Here is a 25,744-nt window from a genome sequence, read left to right on the forward strand (position 1 = left end):
ATGCAGCCGCAAGAGCCGCTGACGATCCTGATCGCCGAAGACAGCGCCGCCGACCGGCTGTTGTTGTCGACCATCGTCCGTCGTCAGGGGCATGAAGTGCTGACGGCCACCCACGGGGCGGAGGCGGTCGAGGCGTTTATCCGGCAAAAACCGCATCTGGTGTTGATGGACGCCATGATGCCGGTGATGGACGGGTTCGAAGCCGCGCGCCAGATCAAGAAGCTGGCGGGTGAGAACCTGGTGCCGATCATCTTCCTCACGTCGCTGACGGAAAGTGAAGCCCTGGCTCGCTGCCTTGAGGCCGGCGGTGACGACTTTCTGGCGAAGCCCTACAATCAGGTGATCCTCGCCGCCAAAATCAAGGCGATGGATCGCTTGCGACGCTTGCAGGCCACGGTTCTTCAGCAGCGCGATCTGATCGCCAAACACCACGAGTATCTGCTCAACGAGCAACGGGTCGCCAAGGCCGTGTTCGACAAGGTCGCGCACTCCGGCTGCCTGAGCGCGCCGAACATCCGTTACCTGCAATCACCCTATGCGCTGTTCAACGGCGACCTGCTGTTGGCGGCGTACACCCCGGCCGGCGACATGCATGTGTTGCTCGGTGATTTCACCGGTCACGGCTTGCCGGCGGCGGTCGGTGCCATGCCGCTGGCCGAGGTGTTCTATGGCATGACCGCCAAAGGTTACGGTCTGGCCGAAACCCTGCGAGAAATGAACGCCAAGCTCAAGCGCATCCTGCCGGTGGACATGTTCTGCTGCGCGACGCTGTTGTGCCTGAGTTTTCAGCGGCGCTCGGTGGAAGTCTGGAACGGCGGCATGCCCGACGGTTATCTGCATTGCCTGGCTACCGGGGAGCGCAAGCCACTGGCGGCTCGGCATCTGCCGCTGGGTGTGCTCAGCCCGCAGACCTTCGATGACCGCACCGAGGTTCACTCGATGGCGGTGGGCGATCGGGTGTTCCTGCTTTCCGACGGGGTCATCGACACCTGCGATGCCAACGATCAGTTGTTCGGTGTCGAGCGCTTGCACCAAGTGTTCGCCGCCAATCGCCAGCCGGATCGGCTGTTCGAGGAAATCGAGCAGGCGTTGCAGGATTTTCGCGGTGAGGCCCGGGACGATGTGAGCATGGTCGAGGTCAGCCTGCTGGAAATGGCGCAGGTCAATCCGTCGGCGCCGGTGTATTCCGACAGTGGTCAGTCCTGTCCGCTGGACTGGTCGGTGAGCTTCGAATTTCGCGGTGCCACGCTCAAGCGCTTCAATCCGTTGCCTTATCTGTTGCAGTTGCTGCTGGAGGTACATGGATTGCGGGCGCAGAGTGGCGCACTGTACAGCGTGCTGGCCGAGCTTTATTCCAACGCGCTCGAGCATGGCGTGCTGGGTCTGGATTCGAGCCTCAAGCGCGATGCGTCGGGTTTCGCCCGTTATTATGAGCAGCGCAATGCGCGCCTCGAGGCCTTGCAGGACGGTTACGTGCGCGTGCATTTGCAGGTGCGGCCGGAAGGTGAGGGTGGTTGTCTGGTGGTGCGGGTCGAAGACAGCGGCCAGGGATTCGATGTCTCGCGCGTGATGGAGCGGCCGCTCGACGGTGTCCGTCTGTCGGGGCGCGGGGTCAGTCTGATCCGGCAATTGGCGCGTAATGCCAGCTGGTCAGACGATGGTCGCAGTGCTCGCGTGGAGTTTTTCTGGGAGGCTCTGGCATAATCCGCGCATTCTTGATCAAGGAGTGAACAAGTGGCTGATACACATGTGGACCACGAGGCGCTAAGCGCGCTGCGGGAAGTGATGGAGGACAGCTATCCGGAACTGCTGGATACCTTCCTCGCCGATTCCGAAAATCGCCTGCGCGAGTTGCAGCAGACTGCCGATGCCGACGCATTGTCTTCCGTTGCACACAGCTTCAAGGGCAGCAGCAGCAACATGGGCGCGACCCGTCTTGCGGTGCTGTGCCAGGAGCTGGAACAGCATGCCAAAGACAAAAGCCCTTCTGAAATCATCAAGCTTGTCGCCGATATTCATAGCGAATTCGCCGATGTGCGGCCCGTTTATGTCGCCGAACGACAGCGCTCGCTGACCCACTGACTCTACCGCCGGGCGATTTTGTCGGATTGCTGACGAAACTGGCCCGGCACTTGCAGTCATCTATCCCAACTGTACCTACGATCCCAGTGCAGCGGAGACCGTGCCATGCCTGCAAGCCCCAACATTCTTCTTCAGACCGCCGCCCAGGCCAAGGCACAAGCTGCCTCGGCCAAATCATCGGCAGTGGCCGCAGAGCCCGGGGACAAGGCCTCCAGCTTCGCTCAGGTGTTTGCCGATCAGGGCTCGAACAAGCCCTCGGTGACCGTCGACAATTCGGCAAAACCTGCCCGTGACAAGGTGGCCGACAACAGCGGCAAGAAAGACGTGGGCAAGGATCAGTCTGCCGCCCCGGAGCCGGCGGTTGCCGATAGCGGCAAAGCCTTGCCCGCCGACAAACCGGCGACAGCGGCAACGGACGACAAGACCACTAGCGATGACGAAACGGCTGAAACCGTGCCGGCTCCCGTGGTCGACACGGCGCCCGTGGACCCGGCGCTGATGGCAGCGGTAGAGCCCGTCGTTACGGCACCGGTGGTGGCCACTCCCGTCGTCGATACCGCCGCGAAACCGCAAACCGATCAGCCTGCCGTGGCGGCATTGCCGGGCATGGTCAAGGATCCGGCGCCGACCACTGATCCTGCTTTCGACCCCGAGGCGGATCCACTGGATTCGCTGCCTGCCGTGCGCATGGCCATGGAGCAGAGTGGTCACATTTCCGCTTCCAGCCAGTCCCAGCCCAAAGCCACCCCGGCACAGGCTCAGGCTGACGGTGAATTGACCTCGGCGCAGAACTTCGCTGCCGGCATGGCCAGCATGCTCGATGTGCAGGCTGACAAGGACAGCACCAGTGAGGGCGGTGAGAAAGCGTTCAGCGGTCTGATCGATGACGGTCTGAAAGACTTGAAGACCGCCACCAGCGACACCCGCGTGGATGACTTCGCCAACCGTCTGGCGGCGCTGACCCAAGCGGCCACGCCGAAAACCGCCAACGCGGTGCCGGTGAACCAGCCGATTGCCATGCACCAGAACGGCTGGACCGAAGAAGTGGTCAACCGTGTCATGTACCTGTCGAGCAACAACCTGAAGGCGGCTGACATCCAGTTGCAACCAGCCGAGCTGGGGCGTCTGGATATCCGGGTGAACATGGTCCCGGACCAGCAGACCCAGGTGACCTTCATGAGCGCGCATCCGAGCGTGCGTGAAGCCCTCGACGGTCAGATGCACCGCCTGCGCGACATGTTCAACCAGCAAGGCATGGGGCAGGTCGACGTCAACGTTTCCGACCAGAACCGTGGCTGGCAGGGTCAGGGCCAGGAACAGGCGCAGCAGGGGCAGGGCGGTCGCACCAGCGCTGCCGGCGGTCGCCTGGATTCGGCCGAAGAAGAGTTGACGCCGGCGGCCGTGGCTGAAGCGGCGGCCACCGCCACGCACGTGATCGGCTCCAGCGCTGTCGACTACTACGCCTGATATACGAGGCAAATTAACTGTGGGAGCGAGCTTGCTCGCGAAGGCTTTTTGACGAACAACACCTGTGTTGAATGTTAAACCGCTTTCGCGAGCAAGCTCGCTCCCACAGTTGTTTGCGCGGCCCTCTCTACCCCTCCGACACTTCTGGCATAACACTTGCTCTTGCCTTGCCGTGCGACTGTGAAAACCCGATTAGTGACGGATTATTGGCATGGCGAAGAGCGAAGCTGCAGCAGTAAAAGACCCCGCAACCAAAGGCAAACTCAAGCTGATCATCATGATCGTGCTGGGTCTGTTGCTGGCGATCGGTACGTCCGTGGGGGCGACGTGGTTCTTCATGCACAGTGCCCAGAGCAAGCCTGCGGCGGCCGCCGAAGCGGCCCCGGTCGGCAAGCAACCGGCGATTTTCGAGCCGATGGCACCGGCCTTCGTGGCCAACTTCAACCAGAACGGCCGTCAGCGCTACATGCAGGTGAGCATCACCATGCTGGCGCGCAATCAGGCGGATCTGGAAGCGCTCAAAGTGCACATGCCGGTGATCCGCAACAACTTGGTCATGCTCTTCTCCGGTCAGGACTTCGCCACTTTGGCGACGCCGGTCGGTCAAGAGATGCTGCGCCAGAAGGCCACAGCCAGCGTCCAGGAAGTGGCGCAGAAAGAGCTGGGCAAAGTGGTGATCGAACAGTTGCTTTTCACTAATTTCGTACTGCAGTAGGAACACGACATGGCCGTGCAGGATCTGCTGTCCCAGGATGAAATCGACGCGCTGTTGCATGGCGTCGACGATGGTCTGGTACAGACCGATAACGCTGCCGAACCCGGCAGTGTCAAAAGCTACGACCTGACCAGCCAGGATCGCATCGTCCGTGGACGCATGCCGACTCTGGAAATGATCAACGAGCGTTTTGCCCGCTACACCCGCATCAGCATGTTCAACATGCTGCGCCGCTCGGCGGACGTTGCCGTCGGTGGCGTACAGGTGATGAAGTTCGGCGAATACGTGCACTCGCTGTACGTGCCGACCAGCCTCAACCTGGTCAAGATCAAACCCCTGCGCGGCACCGCGCTGTTCATCCTCGACGCCAAACTGGTGTTCAAGCTGGTGGACAACTTCTTCGGCGGCGACGGCCGTCACGCCAAGATCGAAGGGCGTGAATTCACCCCGACCGAACTGCGCGTGGTGCGCATGGTGCTGGAGCAGGCGTTTGTCGATTTGAAGGAAGCCTGGCAGGCGATCATGGAAGTCAACTTCGAGTACATCAACTCGGAAGTGAACCCGGCGATGGCCAACATCGTCGGCCCGAGCGAAGCGATCGTGGTCTCCACGTTCCACATCGAACTCGACGGCGGTGGCGGCGATCTGCACGTAACCATGCCGTACTCGATGATCGAGCCGGTGCGCGAAATGCTCGACGCCGGTTTCCAGTCGGACCTCGACGACCAGGACGAGCGCTGGGTCAACGCCCTGCGCCAGGACGTGCTCGACGTCGACGTGCCGATCGGTGCCACCGTGGCGCGCCGCCAGTTGAAACTGCGCGACATCCTGCACATGCAGCCGGGTGACGTGATTCCGGTCGAGATGCCGGAAGACATGATCATGCGCGCCAACGGCGTGCCGGCCTTCAAGGTCAAGATGGGCTCGCACAAAGGCAATCTCGCGTTGCAGGTCATCGAGCCGATCGAGCGCCGCTGAAGCGGCGCAACACCCCTTACGCATTTAACTGAATTGTTGCCCGCCGAGGACAAATGATGAACGACGATATGAACGCCCAGGACGATCAGGCACTGGCCGATGAATGGGCTGCCGCCCTGGAAGAAACCGGTGAAGCCGGGCAGGCCGACATCGACGCGCTGCTGGCCGCCGATGCGGGCTCCTCGAGCTCCAACCGTCTGCCGATGGAAGAGTTCGGCAGCGTGCCGAAGAACAACGACCCGGTGACCCTCGACGGTCCGAACCTGGACGTGATCCTCGACATTCCGGTGTCGATCTCGATGGAAGTGGGCAGCACCGACATCAACATCCGCAATCTGCTGCAACTCAACCAGGGTTCGGTGATCGAGCTCGATCGTCTGGCCGGCGAGCCGCTGGACGTGCTGGTCAACGGCACCCTGATCGCTCACGGTGAAGTGGTCGTGGTCAACGAAAAGTTCGGCATCCGTCTGACCGACGTGATCAGCCCGAGCGAACGCATCAAGAAGCTGCGCTGAGTGAAAAAGGTTCTGGGTGCTTTGTCCGGTCTGGCACTGGCATTGCCGTTCAGCGTGCTGGCGGCCGAGCCGGTGGCGGCGACTGCGGCTGCTGCGCCGGCCGTCAACAGCGGCGTGGCGGGGCAGCTGACGCAACTGGTACTGGGTCTGTTGCTGGTGCTGGGGTTGATCTTCTTCCTCGCCTGGCTGTTGCGCCGGGTGCAGCAGGCGGGTCCCGCCGGCAAGGGCCAGGTGATCGAGTTGATCGGTTCCCGCGCGCTCGGGCCGCGTGACCGTCTGGTGCTGGTGCAGGTCGGCAACGAGCAGATCCTGCTCGGCCTCAGTCCCGGAACCATCACTGCGTTGCATGTGCTCAAAGAGCCGGTCGAGGTGCCGGGCACCGCCGACAAAGCGACTCCGGAATTTGCCCAGCATCTGTTGAAGATCCTCGGCAAGGATCAGAAGGATAAGAAGTAATGGGTGCGTTGCGCATCGTCTTGACCCTGGCCTTGATGTTGGCCGCGCCGCTGGCGTTCGCCGCCGATCCGTTGTCGATCCCGGCGATCACTTTGGGCACCAACGCCGAGGGCGCGCAGGAGTATTCGGTCAGCCTGCAGATCCTGCTGATCATGACGGCGCTGAGCTTCATTCCGGCCGCCGTCATCCTGATGACCAGTTTCACCCGGATCATCATCGTCTTCTCGATCCTGCGTCAGGCCCTGGGCCTGCAGCAGACGCCGTCGAACCAGATCCTCACCGGCATGGCGCTGTTCCTGACGCTGTTCATCATGGCGCCGGTGTTCGATCGCGTGAACAACGATGCCTTGCAGCCGTACCTCGCGGAAAAGCTGACGGCCCAGCAGGCAGTGGAAAAGGCTCAGGTGCCGATCAAGGATTTCATGCTCGCCCAGACCCGCTCGAGCGATCTGGAGCTGTTCATGCGCCTGTCCAAGCGCACCGACATCGCGACGCCGGATCAGGCACCGCTGACGATTCTGGTGCCGGCGTTCGTGACGTCTGAACTGAAGACCGCGTTCCAGATCGGCTTCATGATCTTCATCCCGTTCCTGATCATCGACCTGGTGGTCGCGAGCGTGCTGATGGCGATGGGTATGATGATGCTGTCGCCGCTGATCATTTCCCTGCCGTTCAAAATCATGCTGTTCGTGCTGGTGGATGGCTGGGCGCTGATCATCGGCACCCTGGCCAGCAGTTTCGGAGGTGTATCGCCATGACGCCAGAAGTAGCGGTCGACATCTTTCGCGAGGCCCTGTGGCTGACCACCATGATGGTGGCGATCCTGGTGGTCCCGAGCCTGCTGGTGGGGCTGGTGGTGTCGATGTTCCAGGCCGCCACCCAGATCAACGAACAGACCCTGAGCTTCCTGCCGCGTCTGCTGGTGATGCTGGTAACGCTGATCGTCGCCGGCCCGTGGCTGGTGCAGACGTTCATGGAATACATCACACAGTTGTACAAAAACATTCCGATGGTCATCGGCTAAGCCATGCAATCGCTGCTTCAGTTGACGGATACCCAGATCAGCACCTGGGTAGCGTCGTTCATGCTGCCGATGTTTCGCGTTGCCTCGATGTTGATGGTGATGCCCGTCTTCGGAACCACGCTGGTGCCCCGGCGGATCCGTCTGTACTTCGCCTTCGCGATTACCGTGGTGATCACGCCCAATCTGCCGCCGATGCCGGCGGTCAGCCCTCTGGACCTCAGCGGCCTGCTGCTGATTGCCGAGCAGATTCTGGTCGGTGCGGTGCTGGGCTTCTCTCTGCAGTTGTTCTTTCAGGCCTTCGTGGTGGCGGGGCAGATCGTCGCGATCCAGATGGGCATGGGCTTCGCATCGATGATCGACCCTACCAACGGCGTGTCGGTGGCGGTGATCGGGCAGTTCTTCACGATGCTGGTGACCTTGTTGTTCCTGTCGATGAACGGGCACCTGGTGGTGTTCGAAGTGCTTACCGAAAGCTTTACCACGCTGCCGGTCGGCGGCGGGCTGATGACCACGCATTACTGGGAGCTGGCCGGCAAACTCGGCTGGGTATTGGGCGCCGCGTTATTGCTGGTGCTGCCGGCGATCACCGCGCTGCTGGTGGTCAACATCGCTTTGGGCGTGATGACCCGCGCTGCACCGCAGCTCAACATTTTCTCCATCGGTTTTCCGCTGACCCTGGTGCTCGGTCTGTTCTTCGTCTGGGTCGGGCTGGCAGACATTCTCAATCAGTATCAACCGCTGGCCTCCGAGGCTTTGCAGTTTTTACGCGAACTGGCAAGGGCGCGCTGAGTCATGGCTGAGAGCGAGAGCGGTCAGGATAAAACAGAAGACCCCACGGAGAAGCGCAAGAAGGACTCCCGGGAAAAGGGTGAGATCGCGCGCTCCAAGGAACTCAACACGCTGGCGATCATGCTCGCCGGTTCTGCCGCACTGCTGATTTTTGGCGGGATGCTGGCGCAGGAATTGATGGAGTTGATGCGCCAGAACTTCACGCTGTCGCGGGAAGTGATCATGGACGAGCGCTCCATGGCGACGTTCCTGATGAGTTCCGGATTGCAGGCATTGCTGGCGATCCAGCCGATCATGATCACCCTGTTGCTGGCGGCTTTCCTCGGGCCGATCGCGCTGGGTGGCTGGCTGTTCGCCGCCGGTTCGCTGGCACCCAAGTTCAGCCGGATGAACCCGGCGGCGGGCCTCAAGCGGATGTTCTCGATGAAGGCCGTGATCGAGCTGCTCAAGGCGCTGGCCAAGTTTCTCATCACGTTGGGTGTGGCGCTGGTGGTGCTCAATTCGGACATCGACGACCTGCTGCGCATCGCCCACGAACCACTGGACCGGGCGATCATTCACAGCTTGCAACTGGTGGGCTGGAGCTCTCTGTGGCTGGCGTGCGGGTTGATCATCATCGCCGCTGTCGATGTGCCCGTGCAGATTTGGGAGAGCATCAAGAAGCTCAAGATGACCAAGCAGGAAGTACGCGACGAGCACAAGGACCAGGAAGGTCGGCCGGAGGTCAAACAGCGAATTCGCCAGGTTCAGCGCGAGATGTCGCAGCGGCGGATGATGGCGGCGATCCCGGATGCCGACGTGGTCATCACCAACCCGACCCACTACGCCGTGGCGCTCAAGTACGACGCCGAGAAGGGCGGGGCGCCGATGCTGCTAGCCAAGGGCAGCGACTTCCTGGCGCTGAAGATCCGCGAAATCGCCGTGGCCAACAACGTCATGCTCCTCGAATCGCCAGCGCTGGCGCGTTCGATCTATTACTCCACGGAGCTGGAAGAAGAAATCCCCGGTGGTCTGTACCTGGCGGTCGCTCAGGTGCTGGCCTATGTCTACCAGATCCGCCAGCACCGCGCGGGCAAGGGCAAGTTCCCGGAACCGCTCAAGGACGATCTGCCAATTCCGCCAGATCTGCGCCGCGATTCCTGATGAAACAAAAAAACCGCCACCTGATTGAACCCGGTGGCGGTTTTTTTATGCCCGATGACCTGTGTTGCCTGTGAGGCCGCTTTCGCGAGCAAGTCGAATCGTCGCACCGTCGCTCCCACAGGTTTAGCGTCGCTCTGAAAATATGAGCACACCACAAATCACTGTGGGAGCGAGCTTGCTCGCGATGACGTCAGCAGCCACGACACATCACTCAAGCCTTTACACCGGGTTCGGCGACTGCGGTATTTCCAGATTATCCAGCACCCGATTCACTGCCAGCTCCCCGAGCATGATCAGTTGCGCAATCCCCACCAGCGTCCTGCGCTGCGACGCAGGCATGAGGTGGGTGAAGTCATTGACGATGGTTCTGGCTGAGGCCAGGGTTTCGCAGGCATCGGCCAGCAGCTCTTCGTTTTTGAAGTCCGCGGTGACGGCGTACATTCGGCGGGTCTTGCGCGGTGGAGGCGTGGAACCGGGCGGGCAGAGATAGTGATCGAGGGCGCGGTCGGCGGCTTCGTGAAGCTTTCTGGAATCGGCGGATTCGTAGGGCGAGGCGGGGTCGGTTTCGGGTGGATTGGGTGTGGGTTTGATCATGGTGAAGCTCCTTTGTGGTGGAGCCGCCAAATCCAGTCGCTAAACAGGAAGGGTGGCGGCTGTACGCGGGTTAGCGAACCGGTCAAAGGCACCCGGGTAGACCACGAGGGTCTCCCGCATACAGCCACCATAACGAAATTGCAGACAAATAGATCCACAACGAAGCCTGGAACGCTGGTGCACCTTTAAATTGAGCCGAGTCGCTAAACTCGATCGCTGATTCGTCAGCGACCGACTCACAATAGAACCCGACCCCACAGCGCACAAGCCGGCGGATTCTGGCGTAGCTGTAGGCAACGGCGCAAGGATTCGTAGCCTGTAAGGCGTGTCTGAAGGTGTCTTTTAAACACCCGAGTTTAAAAGGCATTTTGTGCTGACTTCTTGGCCCCCTTCGCGAGCAGGAAATGCATTCCAAGCGTGGGAGCGACGGTGCGACGATTCGACCTGCTCGCGAAAGCGGCATCCCGGTCAGCAGAAAAATCACGCTCAAGCCCTCTGTTTCAATCCTTGGTAAATAAATCCGTCGCGTTTTATGTCCCGTTTTTCCTTTCGTCCCGTTTTCCGCTCGTCGGAAATCCCTCGTCACCTGTTAGTTCTGACAGTAGACAGGCACCGCCCTCTGGCGCCCCATTGGCCTTGTCCTCATCCCGATGAATGCTCGCGCATTGAAAGCGCCGGGAATGAGTCATCCACTCAGGGCTGAAGGAGTCATTATGACGACGCGCTTATACAAACATCTGGACGGGATGAAGTTGAAGTTCATTTCGGGAAAGCTGGAGCGGGACGTGGCGCAGAGAGCCATTTACTACCAAATGACCTGGGAGCTGGCTCTGGATTTTGCCAAGTTCGAGGCAATGGCAAATTTCTACATTCCGGGTTATTTATCGGGCCCGATCAACGCAATTCGCCCCGAGTTGTCTGGGGTGGCGTATCACTATTCCTACAATTACTTGTTTAGTGCAGCAGGCAGCATCGTCGATAACCAGACGCTGTTTGCGCTGTTCAGCAGCCCCGGTTATTACATGGACGAATGGTCGAGCGGAGGAGGTCCGGTGGAGCATCGTTATGACAAGCCGGTCTTCCAAATGGTGGGAGGTAATTTTCATATCACTTCCAGACGATACTTTCGGCTCGGGGCGGGAGATCCGCCAATCGAGCCCCGCGATTTGCCTCTTATCTGGTTTGAGTGGGGCCTCAATTTGATGAAGGGCGATACAAAAGTCTCGGTCTTTAACCCGGAAACCGTGGTAGTGGTCATGCACGCCGAGGAGGCTTTGGTGGATGTGGGCGGGTCTCCTCTCTACAAAGGGACGCCGTACTTCGATAGCAACGCCCTCGCATTAGGTCCGATTTTCGCCCAGCAGATTCTGATCGCATAACCGTCGATGGCTTGGCCTCGTCGTGTTTCGCTTTCTGAGGCGAGCCCCTGGTTGTACGCCTCAGAACAGCTTATCTCCCCCTCTATTTCAATCACCTGCAAAAGTTGGAAGGCTTCTTGCAGTAGCCGCCGTGCGCCTGCTTCGGGCGTCAAAAGTTTGCTTTAAAGGAACGGGGAAAACCGGTGGATCGCTCTCAGTTAATCAACAGTGCTCGCTCGAACATTGCCGACCTCAGTCGGGGCAATCTGGGTGTGCCGCTGTTGCTGCTGGTCATGCTGGCGATGATGATGTTGCCGGTGCCGCCGTTCCTGCTCGACGTGTTCTTCACCTTCAACATTGCCCTGTCGATCGTCGTGCTGCTGGTCTGCGTGTACGCCTTGCGGCCGCTGGATTTCGCGGTGTTCCCGACGATCCTGCTGGTGGCGACGCTGTTGCGACTGGCGCTGAACGTGGCGTCTACGCGGGTGGTGATGCTCCACGGTCAGGACGGCCACGCCGCTGCCGGTAAGGTGATCCAGGCCTTCGGTGAGGTGGTGATCGGCGGTAACTACGTGGTCGGTATCGTGGTCTTCGCGATCTTGATGATCATCAACTTCGTCGTGGTAACCAAGGGTGCCGGCCGGATCTCCGAGGTGAGCGCGCGTTTCACCCTCGATGCGATGCCTGGCAAGCAAATGGCGATCGACGCCGACCTCAACGCCGGTCTGATCGATCAGGCCCAGGCCAAGGCCCGTCGTCAGGAAGTCGCCCAAGAGGCAGAGTTCTACGGTTCGATGGACGGTGCCAGCAAATTCGTGCGTGGTGACGCCATCGCCGGCCTGCTGATTCTGTTCATCAACCTGATCGGCGGCATGGCCGTCGGTATCTTCCAGCACAACATGACCTTTGCCGACGCGGGCAAGGTTTACGCCTTGCTGACCATCGGTGACGGTTTAGTGGCGCAATTGCCATCACTGTTGTTATCTACAGCTGCGGCGATCATGGTGACCCGTGCTTCCGGTTCGGAAGACATGGGCAAGCAGATCAATCGCCAGATGTTCGCCTCGCCCAAAGCGCTGGCGGTGGCTGCCGGTCTGATGGCGGTCATGGGCCTGGTGCCGGGCATGCCGCACTTCTCGTTCCTGTCCATGGCTGCTCTGGCCGCCGGTGGCGCTTACCTGTTCTGGAAGAAGCAGAACGTCGCCAAGGTGCAGGCGCTGCAAGAGGTTCAGCGTCAGCAGGAATTGCTGCCGTCGCCGGCCCGCGCCATGGAAACCAAGGAGCTGGGCTGGGACGACGTGACCCCGATCGACATGATCGGCCTGGAAGTCGGCTACCGCCTGATTCCGCTGGTGGACCGCAACCAGGGCGGGCAATTGCTGGCGCGGATCAAGGGCGTGCGCAAAAAGCTCTCGCAAGATCTGGGCTTCCTGATGCCGACCGTGCACATCCGCGACAACCTCGACCTGGCGCCTAGCGCCTATCGCCTGACCCTGATGGGCGTGATCCTGGCCGAAGCCGAGATCTACCCGGATCGCGAACTGGCGATCAATCCGGGGCAGGTCTACGGCACGCTCAACGGCATTACCGCCAAAGATCCGGCTTTCGGCCTGGAGGCGGTGTGGATCGAAGTCAGTCAGCGCGCGCAGGCACAATCGCTCGGTTATACCGTGGTCGATGCCAGCACCGTGGTTGCGACCCACTTGAACCAGATTCTGTACAAGCACTCCAGTGAGCTGATCGGCCACGAAGAAGTGCAGCAACTCATGCAATTGCTGGCCAAGAGCTCGCCGAAACTGGCCGAAGAGCTGGTGCCGGGCGTGGTCACGCTGTCGCAACTGCTCAAGGTATTGCAGGCGCTGCTGGCCGAACACGTGCCGGTGCGCGATATCCGCAGCATTGCCGAAGCCATCGCCAACAATGCCGCCAAGAGTCAAGATACCGCCGCTTTGGTGGCCGCTGTGCGGGTCGGCGTATCCCGCGCCATCGTCCAAAGCATTGTAGGGACTGAGTCGGAGCTGCCAGTTATCACGCTGGAGCCAAGGTTGGAACAAATATTGCTCAATAGTCTGCAGAAGGCAGGACAAGGCTCGGAAGAGGGCGTTCTGCTGGAGCCGAGCATGGCCGAGAAGCTGCAGCGTTCGCTGATCGAAGCGGCGCAGCGCCAGGAAATGCAAGGTCAGCCGGTGATCCTGTTGGTAGCAGGCCCGGTTCGCGCGATGCTCTCGCGCTTTGGTCGCCTGGCAGTTCCCGGACTGCATGTGCTGGCCTACCAGGAAATTCCGGACAACAAGCAAGTGACCATCGTTGCGACAGTAGGGCCCAACGGCTGAGGTAGTGGTTTATGCAAGTTAAGCGTTTTTTCGCCGCCGATATGCGTCAGGCCATGAAGCTGGTTCGTGATGAGCTGGGCGCTGATGCCGCCATCATTGGCAACCGCCGCATTGCCGGCGGCGTCGAGCTGACGGCGGCGCTCGATTACAAACTGTCGGCGCTGGCCCCGCGTGTTCCGAACATGGAACTCGAGGATGAGCTGCGCAAGACCCAGTCGCGCATCGTCACCGCCCAGGCCGAACTGAGCCTGCGTGGCGAAGCCGACGGCAACACCAATCGCCAGCTGTTCGCCGGGCTGCCGTTGACGGCCGGCCTGCCGCTGACCGCTGCCGAGCCGCTGACCGAACCGACCTACGAGGCTCCGGCCCGTCCAGCCCCGGCGCCTGCAGCGGTTTCCGCTGGCGTCGACCCGCGTGCTCTCGACTCGATGCGTTTCGAGCTCAACAGCCTGCGCGAGCTGATGGAAGTGCAACTCGGCACCCTGGCCTGGAACCAGCTGCAAGGCAGCCGTCCGGCTCAGGCCAACCTGTACCGTCGTCTGCAACGCATCGGTTTGTCCGGCCCGCTGTCCCGTGATCTGCTGTCGATGATCACCGAGATCGACGAACCTCGTCAGGCCTGGCGCATGCTGCTGGCGCACCTGGCGCGGATGATTGCCGTACCGGAAGTCGAGCCGCTGGAAGAGGGTGGGGTGATTGCCATGGTCGGCCCTGCCGGCATGGGCAAGACCACCACCCTCGCCAAACTGGCCGCCCGTTACGTGCTCAAGTACGGCGCGCAGAACATCGCGCTGGTGAGCATGGACAGTTTCCGTATCGGCGCGCAGGAGCAGCTCAAGACTCTGGGTCGCATCCTTAACGTTTCGGTGACCCACGTCGATCCGGGCCAGTCCCTGGTGCAGGCGCTGGATCCACTGCTGCGCAAACGCGTGGTGCTGATCGATACCGCCGGCCTGCAAGCCAGCGATCCGGCACTGCGCATGCAGCTGGAAAGTCTGGCCGGTCGTGGCATTCGGTCGAAAAATTATCTGGTCCTGGCAACCACCAGCCAGAAACAGGTTCTAACCGCCGCTTATCACAGTTACAAGCGTTGCGGGCTGGCCGGGTGCATCCTGACTAAACTGGATGAGACGGCCAGCCTTGGCGAAGTGCTGAGCCTGGCGATCAGTCACGAACTGCCGGTCGCCTACCTGACCGATGGGCCGCGTATTCCGGATGATCTGCATCTGCCGCGCCGTCATCAACTGGTCAGCCGCGCCGTCAGTGTGCAAATGCAGGAAGAACCCAGCGAAGAAGCCATGGCTGACATGTTCGCTGATATCTACCACAGTCCGACCAAGCAGGTTGGCTGAGGTAATGAACCGTTTTTGTACCTACATCGATGGTCTGCCATGCATTGTTCCGGTTGTGAACGCGCAGCCAGTAATGTGGCCTCCGTCTATGCAAGACAAGGTAAAGAAATAACATGGGCAGCATGCATCCCGTACAGGTGATCGCGGTGACCGGCGGCAAAGGTGGCGTCGGCAAGACTAATGTGTCAGTGAACTTGTCCCTGGCCCTGGCAGAGCTTGGCCGTCGGGTCATGCTGCTGGACGCCGACCTGGGGCTGGCGAACGTCGACGTTCTGCTGGGCCTCACACCCAAACGCACCCTGGCCGACGTGATCGAAGGCCGCTGCGAGCTGCGCGACGTGCTGTTGCAAGGCCCCGGCGGGATCCGCATCGTGCCGGCCGCTTCCGGCACCCAGAGCATGGTTCACCTGAGCCCGGCCCAGCATGCCGGCCTGATTCAGGCGTTCAGCGACATCGGCGACAATCTCGATGTACTGGTGATCGACACCGCTGCGGGTATTGGTGACTCGGTAGTCAGTTTTGTTCGCGCAGCCCAGGAAGTGTTGCTGGTGGTCTGCGACGAGCCGACCTCGATCACCGACGCCTACGCGCTGATCAAGCTGCTCAACCGCGATTACGGCATGAACCGCTTCCGCGTCCTGGCCAACATGGCCCAGAGCCCGCAGGAAGGTCGCAATCTGTTCGCCAAGTTGACCAAGGTCACGGATCGCTTCCTCGACGTCGCCCTACAATACGTCGGCGCAGTGCCCTACGACGAAAGCGTGCGCAAGGCGGTGCAGAAGCAGCGTGCGGTCTATGAAGCCTTCCCGCGTTCCAAGTGCGCACTGGCGTTCAAGGCGATCGCACAGAAGGTCGACACCTGGCCGCTGCCCGCCAACCCGCGCGGTCACCTCGAATTTTTCGTCGAGCGCCTCGTGCAGCAAACGGCAGGACCTGTGCTATGACCGCCAGCGGTATGAACCTTTACAAAAAGTCGGCGCGTGACGCGCAGTACGAGCTGATCGAGCGTTACGCGCCACTGGTCAAACGCATCGCCTACCACTTGCTGGCGCGATTGCCGGCCAGTGTGCAGGTCGAAGACCTGATCCAGGCCGGGATGATCGGCCTGCTTGAAGTCTCGACCAAATACGACGCCAGCAAGGGCGCCAGTTTTGAAACGTACGCGGGCATCCGGATCCGCGGTGCGATGCTCGATGAAGTCCGTAAGGGGGACTGGGCACCGCGCTCGGTTCACCGCAATACCCGTATGGTCAGCGACGCGATTCGCTCGATTGAAGCTAAAACCGGCCGTGACGCTAAAGATCACGAAGTTGCGGCCGAACTCCAATTGAGTCTCGACGATTACTACGGGATTTTGAACGACACCCTGGGCAGCCGGCTGTTCAGTTTCGACGACCTGTTGCAGGACGGCGAACACGAAGGGCTGCACGAGGATGGCGCCAGTGCTCATCTGGAGCCGTCGCGCGATCTGGAAGACGAACGTTTCCAGGCCGCGCTGGCGGACGCGATTGCCAATTTGCCGGAGCGTGAGCGACTGGTGTTGGCGCTGTACTACGACGAAGAGCTGAACCTCAAGGAAATCGGTGAAGTCCTTGGCGTCAGTGAATCGCGGGTCAGCCAGTTACACAGCCAGTGCGCGGCCCGCTTGCGGGGGCGTTTGGGGGAGTGGCGAGCGCGCTGAAGGCAGTGTGGGGACACTGCGAACGAGGCTGGTGCGGTGGTGAACGGCACCGGTCTTGCTCTGTTGTGCTCCAGACAGTCATCGAGTGTTTTGCCGGATTGATTGAAATGGCGCGTCCAGGTGCTGGACGCGTTTAAGACTGCTTGGAGGTCGAATTGAACAAAGACATGAAAATCCTCATCGTTGATGACTTCTCAACGATGCGGCGGATCATCAAGAACCTGTTGCGTGATCTCGGGTTCACCAACACCGTTGAAGCCGACGATGGCACCACCGCCATTCCGGTGCTCAACAGCGGCAGCATCGACTTTCTGGTGACCGACTGGAACATGCCTGGCATGACCGGTATCGACCTGCTGCGCCACGTGCGCGCCGATGAAAAGCTCAAGCACCTGCCAGTGCTGATGGTGACCGCTGAAGCCAAGCGCGAGCAGATCATCGAAGCGGCCCAGGCCGGCGTTAACGGCTATGTGGTCAAACCTTTCACGGCCCAGGCGTTGAAAGAAAAAATCGAGAAGATTTTCGAACGCATCGGCTGATGAACGCGCGGGGGAGCTATGGAGCATAAAGAATCTTCACAGGGCGACTTCGAGTCGACCCTGAAAAAACACGCGGTCGAACTGGTCGAAAGCCTTGAAAAGGGCAGGTTCGGCGACGCTGTGCAACTGATCCATGAGCTCAATCAGACCCGTGACCGTGGCCTGTACCAGGAAGTGGGCAAGCTCACGCGTGAACTGCACAGTGCGATCGTCAATTTCCAGATCGATCCGCACATGCCGCAGGCTGAGGAAGTGTCGCAAATCACCGACGCTACCGAGCGCCTGGGCTACGTGGTCAAACTGACCGAAGCTGCCGCCAACCGCACCATGGATCTGGTGGAAAGCGCGACCCCTGTGGTCAATGGCCTGGCTGACGAAGCCCAGGCCTTGAGCGCCGATTGGGGCCGCTTCATGCGCCGTGAGGTCGGGGCTGAAGAGTTCCGTGAACTGGCGCGCCGGGTTGACGGTTTTCTGGCACGCAGCAGCGCGGACAACCGCGCGGTGTCGAGCAATCTGAACGACATTCTGCTCGCCCAGGATTACCAGGACCTCACAGGCCAGGTGATCAAGCGCGTGACCCAATTGGTCACCGAAGTCGAAAGCAACCTGCTCAAGCTCGTGCTCATGGCCAGCCAGGTGGACCGCTTTGCGGGCATCGAACATGACCGTGCGGCGATGCTTGCTGAAAAAGATCCACAAAAACATCTCTCGCAGGGTGAAGGTCCGCAGATTCATGCCGATAAACGAGAAGACGTTGTGTCCGGTCAGGACGATGTGGACGATTTGCTATCCAGCCTTGGATTTTGAGTTTTTTTGGGTTTTTAGACCTGTAGGAGCACCCCATTAATGAGCTTCGGCGCCGATGAAGAGATCCTTCAGGATTTCCTGGTTGAGGCCGGCGAGATTCTTGAGCAACTGTCCGAACAACTGGTCGAGCTGGAAAGCCGCCCGGATGACGCAGATCTGCTCAACGCAATTTTTCGCGGTTTCCACACTGTAAAAGGGGGCGCCGGCTTCCTTCAGCTCAACGAGCTGGTGGAGTGCTGTCACATCGCCGAAAACGTGTTCGACATCCTGCGCAAGGGTGAACGACGCGTCGATGCAGAACTGATGGACGTGGTGCTCGAAGCGCTGGACGCGGTGAACAGCATGTTCAGCGAAGTCCGCGATCGTAGCCCGATCACCGCCGCCACCCCGGAACTGCTGGCCGCCCTGGCGCGTCTGGCTGAACCGCAATCGGCGGATGAAGCCCCGGCTTCGCCTGTTGCCGAGATGATCGAAGAACTGGTCGTCGAAGGCGATTCGGGTGACATCACCGATAACGAATTTGAACAGTTGCTGGACTCGCTGAACGCCGTCAAGGCCGAAGCCGAAGCCCCGGCGGCTGCCGCTGCACCTGCTTCCGATGAAGCGGCCAGCGATGAAATCACCGACGCCGAGTTCGAGTCGCTGCTCGACCAGTTGCATGGCAAGGGCCAGTTCGCGGCTGACGCCGTGGCTCCGGCCGCTGCGGCACCTGCTGCTCCGGCGGCGGGCGACAGCTCGGACATCACCGACGACGAATTCGAAGCCTTGCTTGATCAGTTGCACGGCAAGGGCAACTTTGCCGTCGATGCGCTGGAGTCGGCGATTGCTTCGGTTCCTGCGCCTGCTGCCCCGGCAGCAGCTGCGGCCGGTAGCGATCTGATCACCGACCACGAGTTCGAATCGCTGCTCGACGATCTGCATGGCAAAGGCAAGTTCACTGACGTTGCCACCGGTGCCGTCGTGACGGCCGGCAATGCTTCGGCGGTTGCAGCGCCTGCCGCCAAGGCCCCGGCCGCTGCGGCAAAACCTGCTGCAAAAGCGCCTGAGCCGAAAGCCGAACCGGCCAAACCGGCTGCCGCCGCTGCACCGGCTCCGGCCCGTGCACCGGCGACGCCGCCACCGGAAAAACCGGCGAGCGAAGCCGAGACCACCGTACGTGTGGACACCGCGCGTCTCGACGAAATCATGAACATGGTCGGCGAGCTGGTGCTGGTGCGTAACCGTCTGGTGCGCCTGGGCCTGAACAGCGGCGACGAGTCGATGCAGAAGGCCGTGTCGAACCTCGACGTGGTCACCGCCGACTTGCAGACCGCCGTCATGAAGACCCGGATGCAGCCGATCAAGAAAGTCTTCGGCCGCTTCCCGCGTCTGGTTCGCGACCTGGCACGCCAGCTCAAGAAAGAGATCAACCTGGAACTGGTGGGCGAAGAGACCGACCTCGACAAGAACCTCGTCGAGGCACTGGCCGACCCGCTGGTCCACTTGGTGCGCAACGCGGTCGACCACGGCATCGAGTCGCCGGAAGAACGCGAAGCGTCGGGCAAGGCCCGTGGCGGCAAGGTGATCCTGGCGGCCGAGCAGGAAGGCGACCACATCCTGCTGTCGATCTCCGATGACGGCAAAGGCATGGACCCGAACGTCCTGCGTGCCATCGCCGTGAAGCGCGGTGTGATGGACAAGGATGCCGCCGATCGCCTGAGCGACACCGAGTGCTACAACCTGATTTTCGCCCCGGGTTTCTCGACCAAGACCGAGATCTCCGACGTGTCCGGCCGCGGTGTCGGCATGGACGTGGTGAAGACCAAGATTTCCCAGCTCAACGGTTCGATCAACATCTACTCGACCAAGGGTCAGGGCTCGAAGATCGTCATCAAGGTGCCGCTGACGCTGGCGATCATGCCGACCCTGATGGTGATGCTCGGCAACCAGGCGTTCGCGTTCCCGCTGGTGAACGTCAACGAAATCTTCCACCTCGACCTGTCGACCACCAACGTGGTGGACGGCCAGGAAGTGGTGATCGTGCGGGACAAGGCGCTGCCATTGTTCTACCTCAAGCGCTGGCTGGTCAGCTCCGCCGCTCACGAAGAGCAGCGCGAAGGCCATGTGGTGATCCTTTCGGTGGGCACCCAGCGGATCGGCTTCGTCGTCGATCAACTGGTCGGCCAGGAAGAAGTGGTCATCAAGCCATTGGGCAAAATGCTCCAGGGAACTCCGGGCATGTCCGGCGCCACCATCACCGGTGACGGCCGCATTGCACTGATTCTCGATGTTCCGAGCATGCTCAAGCGTTACGCCGCACGGCGTATTTGAATCCGGGGCGGCGGGGCGACAACGTCCCGCCGCACCTAATGGAGTGTTTATGGCAGTCAAAGTCCTGGTGGTGGACGATTCGGGTTTTTTCCGCCGCCGCGTCTCGGAAATTCTTTCAGCGGATCCGAGCATCCAGGTTGTCGGCACGGCAACCAACGGTAAAGAGGCGATCGATCAGGCCCTGGCCCTCAAGCCGGACGTGATCACCATGGACTACGAGATGCCGATGATGGATGGCATCACGGCCGTGCGGCACATCATGCAGCGCTGCCCGACGCCGGTGTTGATGTTCTCCTCGCTGACGCACGAAGGCGCCCGGGTCACCCTGGATGCGCTGGATGCCGGCGCGGTGGATTTCCTGCCGAAGAATTTCGAAGACATCTCCCGTAATCCGGAGAAGGTCAAGCAACTGCTGTGCGAGAAGGTTCACAGCATCTCGCGCAGCAACCGTCGTTTCAGTGCCTACAGTGCGCCGGCGCCTGCCGCTGCACCTGCGCCGACTCCTGCTCCTGCGCCGTCGGGCTTCACTAATCACGGCAGCAGTCACAGCAGTGCTCCGGCCCGTCCGGCACCTGCGCCTGCACCGACTCGCGCGCCAGCGGCCAGCGCTTCGTCGCCGGCCCCGAAACGCAAGAACTACAAGCTCGTCGCCATTGGTACATCGACCGGCGGCCCGGTAGCGCTGCAACGGGTTCTGACTCAATTGCCGGCCAACTTCCCGGCGCCGATCGTGCTGATCCAGCACATGCCGGCAGCCTTCACAAAGGCCTTCGCCGAGCGTCTGGACAAGCTGTGCCGCATCAGCGTCAAGGAAGCCGAGGATGGCGACATCCTGCGTCCGGGCCTGGCGCTGCTGGCACCGGGTGGCAAGCAGATGATGATCGACGGCCGTGGCGCGGTGAAAATCCTGCCGGGCGACGAGCGTCTGAACTACAAGCCGTGCGTGGACATCACTTTCGGTTCTGCAGCCAAGTCCTACAGTGACAAAGTTCTGGCGGTCGTACTGACCGGCATGGGCGCCGACGGCCGCGAAGGTGCACGCCTGCTCAAGCAGGGCGGCAGCACGGTCTGGGCTCAGGACGAAGCCAGTTGTGTGATCTACGGCATGCCGATGGCCATCGTCAAAGCTGACCTCGCCGACGCGGTGTACAGCCTGGACGATATCGGCAAGCACATCGTCGAGGCATGCGTCTGATGGATGTTCTAAGCCTTATCGGAATCATCATGGCGTTCGTCGCCATCATCGGCGGCAACTACCTGGAAGGTGGTCACCTCGGCGCGCTGGCCAACGGCCCGGCGGCGCTGATCGTGCTCGGTGGCACCGTCGGTGCCGCGCTGCTGCAATCGCCGATGAGCGCGTTCAAGCGCGCCATGCAGATTCTGGCCTGGATCTTTTTCCCGCCGCGTGTGGATCTGGCCGGCGGCATCGACCGCGTCGTCAACTGGAGCCTCACCGCGCGCAAGGAAGGCCTGCTGGGCCTGGAAGGCGTGGCGGATGCCGAGCCCGACGCCTACTCGCGCAAGGGCCTGCAACTGCTGGTCGACGGCGCCGAGCCGGAAGCCATCCGCAGCATCCTCGAAGTGGATTTCTACACTCAGGAAGCCCGCGATGTCGAAGCGGCCAAAGTGTTTGAAAGCATGGGCGGCTACGCGCCGACCATCGGCATCATCGGTGCGGTGATGGGCCTGATCCACGTGATGGGCAACCTGGCCGATCCGTCGCAACTGGGCAACGGTATTGCGGTCGCGTTCGTCGCCACCATCTACGGTGTGGCCAGTGCCAACCTGGTGTTGCTGCCGGTGGCCGCCAAGCTCAAGTCAATCGCGTTGCGACAGTCGCGTTATCGCGAAATGTTGTTGGAAGGGATCTTGTCGATCGCTGAAGGTGAAAACCCACGCTCCATCGAGTTGAAGCTTCAGGGCTTCATGGATTAAGGGACTAACCTCATGGCACGTCGTCGCCAGCATGAAGAGCACGTAAACCATGAACGTTGGCTGGTTTCCTACGCCGACTTCATCACCTTGCTCTTTGCCTTTTTCGTGGTGATGTACTCCATCTCGTCGATCAACGAAGGCAAGTACAAGATCATCTCCGAAGCGCTGATCGGGGTCTTCACCGACTCCGACCGCGCGCTCAAGCCGATCCCGATCGGAGAAGAACGACCGAAGACCGTGACCCCGGCCAAGCCGCTGGTCAAGGACGCCGAACAGGTCGACGCCGGCATCGCCGGGGCCAGCGATCCGCTGAAAAGCATTGCCGATGACATCAGCGCCGCGTTCGGCGACCTGATTTCCTCGAACCAGATGACCGTGCGCGGCAACGAGCTGTGGGTCGAGATCGAACTCAACTCCAGCCTGTTGTTCGGTAGCGGTGATGCGATGCCAAGCGACATCGCGTTCAACATCATCGACAAGGTCGCAGCGATCCTCAAACCGTTCGACAACCCGATCCACGTCGAAGGCTTTACCGACGATCAACCGATCCGCACTGCGCAGTACCCGACCAACTGGGAACTGTCCTCGGCGCGTTCGGCGAGCATCGTGCGCATGCTGGCCATGCAGGGCGTGAACCCTGGCCGCATGGCCTCGGTGGGCTACGGCGAATTCCAGCCGGTGGCCAATAACGCCACCGCCGAAGGCCGGGCGAAGAACCGTCGTGTGGTGCTGGTGGTGTCGCGCAATCTTGATGTGCGCCGCAGCCTGACCGGCACCGGAACCGCCCATGCGCAACCGGATGCCGCGTTGAAGCGTGCTGGCACACAAACTGCACCGACCCCGGTCAAGACGCCGGGACGCGAGAGTGCCGTCAATTCTCCGTCGCCCGCATTAATACGCTGAACCATGTCTCGGCCGAGTATCCCGGCCGGGAGGAACGATCTGAATGAGAGTCTGGGCAGTCGCCAATCAAAAGGGTGGTGTTGGTAAAACCACTTCTTCCATCGCTTTAGCCGGTTTGCTGGCAGAGGCGGGCAAGCGCGTGGTCGTGGTCGATCTCGACCCGCACGGCTCGATGACCAGCTATTTCGGTTACGACCCCGACAGCCTGGAACACAGCAACTACGACCTGTTTCTGCACAAGGGCAGCGTGCCGCAAGGCCTGCCGGGCCAGTTGTTGCTGTCGACCAGCGACGAACGTATTTCCCTGTTGCCGTCGAGCACCGCGCTGGCCACCCTCGAGCGCCAGTCGCCGGGACAGAGTGGCCTCGGTCTGGTGATCGCCAAGAGTCTGGCGCAACTGTGGCAGGACTTCGATTACGCGATCATCGACAGCCCGCCGTTGCTCGGCGTGTTGATGGTCAACGCCCTGGCCGCGAGTCAGCAACTGGTGATCCCGGTGCAGACCGAGCACCTGGCCGTCAAAGGCCTGGAGCGCATGGTCAACACCCTGGCGATGATCAACCGCTCGCGCAAACAGGCGCTGCCGTTCAGCATCGTGCCGACCCTGTTCGACCGCCGTACCCAGGCGTCGATGGGCACCTTGCGCGTGCTGCGCGACAAATTTCCCGACGAGATCTGGCAGGGTTACATCCCGGTCGATACCCGACTGCGCGACGCCAGTCGTGCCGGTGTCACCCCTTCGCAGTTCGACGGCAAGAGCCGTGGCGTGCTGGCCTACCGCGCGCTGCTCAAGCATCTGCTGGCGCAGCAACTCGTTCCGCAGGTGGCTTAAGCATGAATCGGCCGATCAAGCTGACGTCCAAGCCGCAACTGGCGCTGCAGTCCTATCTGGACGGCTTGCTGCAGGAAGTGACGGACGAGGTCGAGCAGGAAATCGTGGCGCCGGTCGAGGTGGTCGAGACCGCTGCGGCGCTCGATGAATTCCAGGCCGCCGTGCTTGAAGAGCAGGCCCGGGATGCGCAAAAAGCCGCCCGGCCGATCGCCCCGGTTGCAGCGCCTGCCGCTGTGGTAGCGAAGGCGCCTGCGACGTTGATCAAAGAGCCTGAGCCGGTGCGCGTGGTCTCGACGCTGGCGCCGCTGCTGCAAACACAACTTCTGCAAACGCCTCCGGCTCCCGTAGTACCAGAGCCGGAGCCTGAAGCGCCTGCGCCAGCCCCGGTCGAGCCGACCCTGGTTGCGCCGCTGGTGGAAGTGCATCTGCCGCCCAGCAACACGCCGCCACCGCTAGAAACCGACGGTCGTCCGGCCTGGGCTTCGGAAGCCTTCGAATGCCTGCTGTTCGACGTCGCCGGGTTGACCCTGGCCGTGCCGCTGGTGTGCCTGGGCTCGATCTATTCGCTGGCCGGCCATGAGCTGACGCCGCTGTTCGGTCAGCCGGAATGGTTCCTCGGGATTCTGCCGAGCCAGGCCGGCAACCTGAAGGTGCTGGACACTGCACGCTGGGTCATGCCGGATCGCTACCGCGATGACTTCCGTCAGGGCCTGCAATACGTGATTTCGGTGCAGGGTTACGAGTGGGGCCTGGCAGTGCATCAGGTCAGTCGCTCGTTGCGCCTGGACCCGAATGAAATCAAATGGAGAAGTCACCGGGGTCAGCGGCCATGGCTCGCCGGCACGGTGATTGAACACATGTGCGCCTTGCTCGATGTTTCCGCTCTGGCCGAGTTGATCGCCAGCGGCGGGGCAAAGCACATGTCCGGCAGTAAGCCGAACCACAAACCGACATAACACTTACATAACAGACATGTACCGGCATTCACCGCCGGCACACGAGACACACACCGCCATTGCGGTATTTCGAGGGGCTAGGGTATGAACGACAAGGCTACGGCGGCAAAGGGTTCCGAAGATCCGATCCTGCAATGGGTGACCTTCAAGCTGGACAACGAAACCTACGGCATCAACGTGATGCGCGTTCAGGAAGTCCTGCGCTACACCGAGATCGCTCCGGTTCCGGGTGCGCCAAGCTACGTGCTGGGCATCATCAACCTGCGCGGCAACGTGGTGACCGTGATCGATACCCGTCAGCGCTTCGGCCTGATGAGCGGTGAGATCAGCGACAACACCCGTATCGTCATCATCGAAGCCGACAAGCAAGTCGTGGGCATCATGGTCGACAGCGTGGCCGAAGTGGTTTACCTGCGTCAGTCGGAAATCGAGACCGCACCGAACGTCGGTAACGAAGAGTCGGCCAAGTTCATCCAGGGCGTGTGCAACAAGAACAACGAGTTGCTGATCCTGGTCGAGCTGGACAAGATGATGAGCGAAGAAGAATGGTCGGAACTGGAGAACATCTGATTGATTCTCGAGGTAGCGGTCATTGTCCTGTTCCTGTTCTGGGCAGGCACGCTGGCGATGTTTCTGGCGTACATCAAGGCGCAGCGCGTGATCGCTGCGCAACAGGCCCAGGGCGATGCGCTGCGTGATCAGCGCATCAAGGACCTGGCCAAGCGTGTCGACGATTACCAGAACGGCAACGTGCGCATGGGCGAAGCCCTGCACGAGCTGCGCTCGGTGGTCGGTCCGATCCCGGACAAACTCGCCCAGCTCGAACAGCGCGATCCTTCCAGCCTGTCATTCGCTCAGGCGGCGAAACTGGTGGGGATGGGCGCGAGCGTCGATGAGCTGACCCAGTCCTGCGGGTTGACCCAGGCTGAGGCGGAGTTGATGCGCAAGCTGCACAGAAGCAGCTAGAAGCCTGAA

General features: G+C 61.1%; 27 protein-coding genes. 26 read left to right on the top strand and 1 reads right to left on the bottom strand.

Annotation, left to right across the window (positions count from 1 at the left end):
* From AC1Q9F_RS23320 to flhB, 11 genes are all read left to right on the top strand, one after another.
* Window positions 1-1,704 carry an ATP-binding SpoIIE family protein phosphatase gene (locus AC1Q9F_RS23320; RefSeq protein WP_492621019.1) on the top strand — a complete coding sequence of 568 codons (1,704 nt, stop codon included), beginning with the start codon at window positions 1-3 and terminating at the stop codon, window positions 1,702-1,704.
* A 30-nt stretch (window positions 1,705-1,734) separates the two neighbouring features.
* Entirely contained in the window at window positions 1,735-2,082 is a 348-nt protein-coding gene (locus AC1Q9F_RS23325) for an Hpt domain-containing protein (RefSeq protein ID WP_007951942.1), read from the top strand.
* Between the two features lie 105 nt (window positions 2,083-2,187).
* On the top strand, window positions 2,188-3,549 hold the full coding sequence (locus AC1Q9F_RS23330; protein ID WP_207985419.1) for a flagellar hook-length control protein FliK: 1,362 nt from the start codon (window positions 2,188-2,190) through the stop codon (window positions 3,547-3,549).
* A gap of 211 nt (window positions 3,550-3,760) precedes the next feature.
* On the top strand, window positions 3,761-4,264 hold the full coding sequence (fliL, locus tag AC1Q9F_RS23335) for a flagellar basal body-associated protein FliL (protein WP_492621018.1): 504 nt from the start codon (window positions 3,761-3,763) through the stop codon (window positions 4,262-4,264).
* Between the two features lie 9 nt (window positions 4,265-4,273).
* A complete protein-coding gene (gene fliM, locus AC1Q9F_RS23340) occupies window positions 4,274-5,242 on the top strand; it encodes a flagellar motor switch protein FliM (protein WP_003222890.1) in 969 nt (322 codons plus the stop codon).
* 56 nt (window positions 5,243-5,298) lie between these two features.
* Window positions 5,299-5,757: a flagellar motor switch protein FliN gene (gene fliN / locus AC1Q9F_RS23345; RefSeq protein ID WP_492621017.1), complete on the top strand. Its 459-nt coding sequence runs from the start codon at window positions 5,299-5,301 to the stop codon at window positions 5,755-5,757.
* A complete protein-coding gene (gene fliO / locus AC1Q9F_RS23350; protein ID WP_492621016.1) occupies window positions 5,758-6,213 on the top strand; it encodes a flagellar biosynthetic protein FliO in 456 nt (151 codons plus the stop codon).
* The gene (fliP, locus tag AC1Q9F_RS23355) at window positions 6,213-6,971 is read left to right on the top strand and encodes a flagellar type III secretion system pore protein FliP (RefSeq protein ID WP_007951950.1); all 759 of its coding nucleotides are present in this window, start codon (window positions 6,213-6,215) and stop codon (window positions 6,969-6,971) included. The genes fliO and fliP overlap by 1 nt, the downstream gene beginning before the upstream one ends.
* A complete protein-coding gene (gene fliQ, locus AC1Q9F_RS23360; protein ID WP_179692254.1) occupies window positions 6,968-7,237 on the top strand; it encodes a flagellar biosynthesis protein FliQ in 270 nt (89 codons plus the stop codon). Before fliP ends, fliQ begins: the two co-directional genes overlap by 4 nt.
* Before the next feature lie 3 nt (window positions 7,238-7,240).
* Complete coding sequence (fliR, locus tag AC1Q9F_RS23365) at window positions 7,241-8,026, top strand: flagellar biosynthetic protein FliR (RefSeq protein WP_179692253.1); 786 nt, start codon at window positions 7,241-7,243, stop codon at window positions 8,024-8,026.
* Between the two features lie 3 nt (window positions 8,027-8,029).
* On the top strand, window positions 8,030-9,169 hold the full coding sequence (gene flhB, locus AC1Q9F_RS23370) for a flagellar biosynthesis protein FlhB (RefSeq protein WP_492621015.1): 1,140 nt from the start codon (window positions 8,030-8,032) through the stop codon (window positions 9,167-9,169).
* Between the two features lie 219 nt (window positions 9,170-9,388).
* Here flhB and AC1Q9F_RS23375 read toward each other — a convergent pair whose 3' ends face one another.
* Complete coding sequence (locus tag AC1Q9F_RS23375) at window positions 9,389-9,763, bottom strand: DUF6124 family protein (protein WP_492621014.1); 375 nt, start codon at window positions 9,761-9,763, stop codon at window positions 9,389-9,391.
* Between the two features lie 713 nt (window positions 9,764-10,476).
* Here AC1Q9F_RS23375 and AC1Q9F_RS23380 point away from each other — a divergent pair.
* The 15 genes from AC1Q9F_RS23380 (at window position 10,477) to AC1Q9F_RS23450 (ending at window position 25,735) form a co-directional block, all read left to right on the top strand.
* The gene (locus AC1Q9F_RS23380; RefSeq protein WP_492621013.1) at window positions 10,477-11,142 is read left to right on the top strand and encodes a hypothetical protein; all 666 of its coding nucleotides are present in this window, start codon (window positions 10,477-10,479) and stop codon (window positions 11,140-11,142) included.
* Window positions 11,143-11,324: 182 nt separating this feature from the next.
* On the top strand, window positions 11,325-13,454 hold the full coding sequence (flhA, locus tag AC1Q9F_RS23385) for a flagellar biosynthesis protein FlhA (RefSeq protein ID WP_207985425.1): 2,130 nt from the start codon (window positions 11,325-11,327) through the stop codon (window positions 13,452-13,454).
* 11 nt (window positions 13,455-13,465) lie between these two features.
* Window positions 13,466-14,806 (top strand): flagellar biosynthesis GTPase FlhF, encoded by a 1,341-nt coding sequence (gene flhF, locus AC1Q9F_RS23390; protein WP_007951958.1) that lies wholly within the window; start codon window positions 13,466-13,468, stop codon window positions 14,804-14,806.
* A 113-nt stretch (window positions 14,807-14,919) separates the two neighbouring features.
* On the top strand, window positions 14,920-15,750 hold the full coding sequence (fleN, locus tag AC1Q9F_RS23395; RefSeq protein WP_003222917.1) for a flagellar synthesis regulator FleN: 831 nt from the start codon (window positions 14,920-14,922) through the stop codon (window positions 15,748-15,750).
* On the top strand, window positions 15,747-16,487 hold the full coding sequence (gene fliA / locus AC1Q9F_RS23400; protein WP_007951959.1) for an RNA polymerase sigma factor FliA: 741 nt from the start codon (window positions 15,747-15,749) through the stop codon (window positions 16,485-16,487). The genes fleN and fliA overlap by 4 nt, the downstream gene beginning before the upstream one ends.
* Window positions 16,488-16,654: 167 nt before the next feature.
* Window positions 16,655-17,026 (top strand): chemotaxis response regulator CheY, encoded by a 372-nt coding sequence (locus tag AC1Q9F_RS23405; RefSeq protein WP_003183998.1) that lies wholly within the window; start codon window positions 16,655-16,657, stop codon window positions 17,024-17,026.
* Between the two features lie 18 nt (window positions 17,027-17,044).
* Window positions 17,045-17,833 carry a protein phosphatase CheZ gene (locus tag AC1Q9F_RS23410; protein WP_007951961.1) on the top strand — a complete coding sequence of 263 codons (789 nt, stop codon included), beginning with the start codon at window positions 17,045-17,047 and terminating at the stop codon, window positions 17,831-17,833.
* A gap of 39 nt (window positions 17,834-17,872) precedes the next feature.
* Window positions 17,873-20,143, top strand: coding sequence for a chemotaxis protein CheA (locus AC1Q9F_RS23415; protein ID WP_492621012.1), 2,271 nt, complete (start codon window positions 17,873-17,875; stop codon window positions 20,141-20,143).
* A 49-nt stretch (window positions 20,144-20,192) separates the two neighbouring features.
* Window positions 20,193-21,338, top strand: a complete 1,146-nt coding sequence (locus tag AC1Q9F_RS23420; RefSeq protein WP_179692246.1) for a protein-glutamate methylesterase/protein-glutamine glutaminase — start codon at window positions 20,193-20,195, stop codon at window positions 21,336-21,338.
* Window positions 21,338-22,078, top strand: a complete 741-nt coding sequence (locus tag AC1Q9F_RS23425) for a flagellar motor protein (protein WP_492621011.1) — start codon at window positions 21,338-21,340, stop codon at window positions 22,076-22,078. Before AC1Q9F_RS23420 ends, AC1Q9F_RS23425 begins: the two co-directional genes overlap by 1 nt.
* 12 nt (window positions 22,079-22,090) lie before the next feature.
* A complete protein-coding gene (gene motD, locus AC1Q9F_RS23430) occupies window positions 22,091-22,981 on the top strand; it encodes a flagellar motor protein MotD (protein ID WP_007959218.1) in 891 nt (296 codons plus the stop codon).
* Window positions 22,982-23,024: 43 nt separating this feature from the next.
* A complete protein-coding gene (locus AC1Q9F_RS23435; RefSeq protein ID WP_007959220.1) occupies window positions 23,025-23,813 on the top strand; it encodes a ParA family protein in 789 nt (262 codons plus the stop codon).
* 2 nt (window positions 23,814-23,815) lie between these two features.
* Window positions 23,816-24,769, top strand: a complete 954-nt coding sequence (locus AC1Q9F_RS23440) for a CheW domain-containing protein (protein ID WP_492621010.1) — start codon at window positions 23,816-23,818, stop codon at window positions 24,767-24,769.
* Between the two features lie 84 nt (window positions 24,770-24,853).
* On the top strand, window positions 24,854-25,339 hold the full coding sequence (locus AC1Q9F_RS23445) for a chemotaxis protein CheW (RefSeq protein WP_007959223.1): 486 nt from the start codon (window positions 24,854-24,856) through the stop codon (window positions 25,337-25,339).
* Window positions 25,340-25,735, top strand: coding sequence for a DUF2802 domain-containing protein (locus AC1Q9F_RS23450; RefSeq protein ID WP_007959226.1), 396 nt, complete (start codon window positions 25,340-25,342; stop codon window positions 25,733-25,735).
* Window positions 25,736-25,744 lie beyond the last annotated feature (9 nt).

Source organism: Pseudomonas sp. GW823-FHT04A03 (genome assembly GCF_058796615.1).

What these genes read in the sequence shown, in the direction of transcription:
- motD (WP_007959218.1), top strand. Translation starts at nt 22,091, where the DNA reads ATGGCACGTCGTCGCCAGCATGAAGAGCACGTAAACCATGAACGTTGG.
- fliN (WP_492621017.1), top strand. Translation starts at nt 5,299, where the DNA reads ATGAACGACGATATGAACGCCCAGGACGATCAGGCACTGGCCGATGAA.
- AC1Q9F_RS23410 (WP_007951961.1), top strand. Translation starts at nt 17,045, where the DNA reads ATGGAGCATAAAGAATCTTCACAGGGCGACTTCGAGTCGACCCTGAAA.
- fliQ (WP_179692254.1), top strand. Translation starts at nt 6,968, where the DNA reads ATGACGCCAGAAGTAGCGGTCGACATCTTTCGCGAGGCCCTGTGGCTG.
- AC1Q9F_RS23435 (WP_007959220.1), top strand. Translation starts at nt 23,025, where the DNA reads ATGAGAGTCTGGGCAGTCGCCAATCAAAAGGGTGGTGTTGGTAAAACC.
- AC1Q9F_RS23375 (WP_492621014.1), bottom strand. Translation starts at nt 9,763, where the DNA reads ATGATCAAACCCACACCCAATCCACCCGAAACCGACCCCGCCTCGCCC.
- AC1Q9F_RS23425 (WP_492621011.1), top strand. Translation starts at nt 21,338, where the DNA reads ATGGATGTTCTAAGCCTTATCGGAATCATCATGGCGTTCGTCGCCATC.
- fliR (WP_179692253.1), top strand. Translation starts at nt 7,241, where the DNA reads ATGCAATCGCTGCTTCAGTTGACGGATACCCAGATCAGCACCTGGGTA.
- AC1Q9F_RS23445 (WP_007959223.1), top strand. Translation starts at nt 24,854, where the DNA reads ATGAACGACAAGGCTACGGCGGCAAAGGGTTCCGAAGATCCGATCCTG.
- AC1Q9F_RS23440 (WP_492621010.1), top strand. Translation starts at nt 23,816, where the DNA reads ATGAATCGGCCGATCAAGCTGACGTCCAAGCCGCAACTGGCGCTGCAG.
- flhB (WP_492621015.1), top strand. Translation starts at nt 8,030, where the DNA reads ATGGCTGAGAGCGAGAGCGGTCAGGATAAAACAGAAGACCCCACGGAG.
- fliL (WP_492621018.1), top strand. Translation starts at nt 3,761, where the DNA reads ATGGCGAAGAGCGAAGCTGCAGCAGTAAAAGACCCCGCAACCAAAGGC.
- fliM (WP_003222890.1), top strand. Translation starts at nt 4,274, where the DNA reads ATGGCCGTGCAGGATCTGCTGTCCCAGGATGAAATCGACGCGCTGTTG.
- AC1Q9F_RS23330 (WP_207985419.1), top strand. Translation starts at nt 2,188, where the DNA reads ATGCCTGCAAGCCCCAACATTCTTCTTCAGACCGCCGCCCAGGCCAAG.
- AC1Q9F_RS23405 (WP_003183998.1), top strand. Translation starts at nt 16,655, where the DNA reads ATGAAAATCCTCATCGTTGATGACTTCTCAACGATGCGGCGGATCATC.
- fleN (WP_003222917.1), top strand. Translation starts at nt 14,920, where the DNA reads ATGGGCAGCATGCATCCCGTACAGGTGATCGCGGTGACCGGCGGCAAA.
- fliP (WP_007951950.1), top strand. Translation starts at nt 6,213, where the DNA reads ATGGGTGCGTTGCGCATCGTCTTGACCCTGGCCTTGATGTTGGCCGCG.
- AC1Q9F_RS23380 (WP_492621013.1), top strand. Translation starts at nt 10,477, where the DNA reads ATGACGACGCGCTTATACAAACATCTGGACGGGATGAAGTTGAAGTTC.
- AC1Q9F_RS23415 (WP_492621012.1), top strand. Translation starts at nt 17,873, where the DNA reads ATGAGCTTCGGCGCCGATGAAGAGATCCTTCAGGATTTCCTGGTTGAG.
- fliA (WP_007951959.1), top strand. Translation starts at nt 15,747, where the DNA reads ATGACCGCCAGCGGTATGAACCTTTACAAAAAGTCGGCGCGTGACGCG.
- AC1Q9F_RS23420 (WP_179692246.1), top strand. Translation starts at nt 20,193, where the DNA reads ATGGCAGTCAAAGTCCTGGTGGTGGACGATTCGGGTTTTTTCCGCCGC.
- AC1Q9F_RS23320 (WP_492621019.1), top strand. Translation starts at nt 1, where the DNA reads ATGCAGCCGCAAGAGCCGCTGACGATCCTGATCGCCGAAGACAGCGCC.
- flhF (WP_007951958.1), top strand. Translation starts at nt 13,466, where the DNA reads ATGCAAGTTAAGCGTTTTTTCGCCGCCGATATGCGTCAGGCCATGAAG.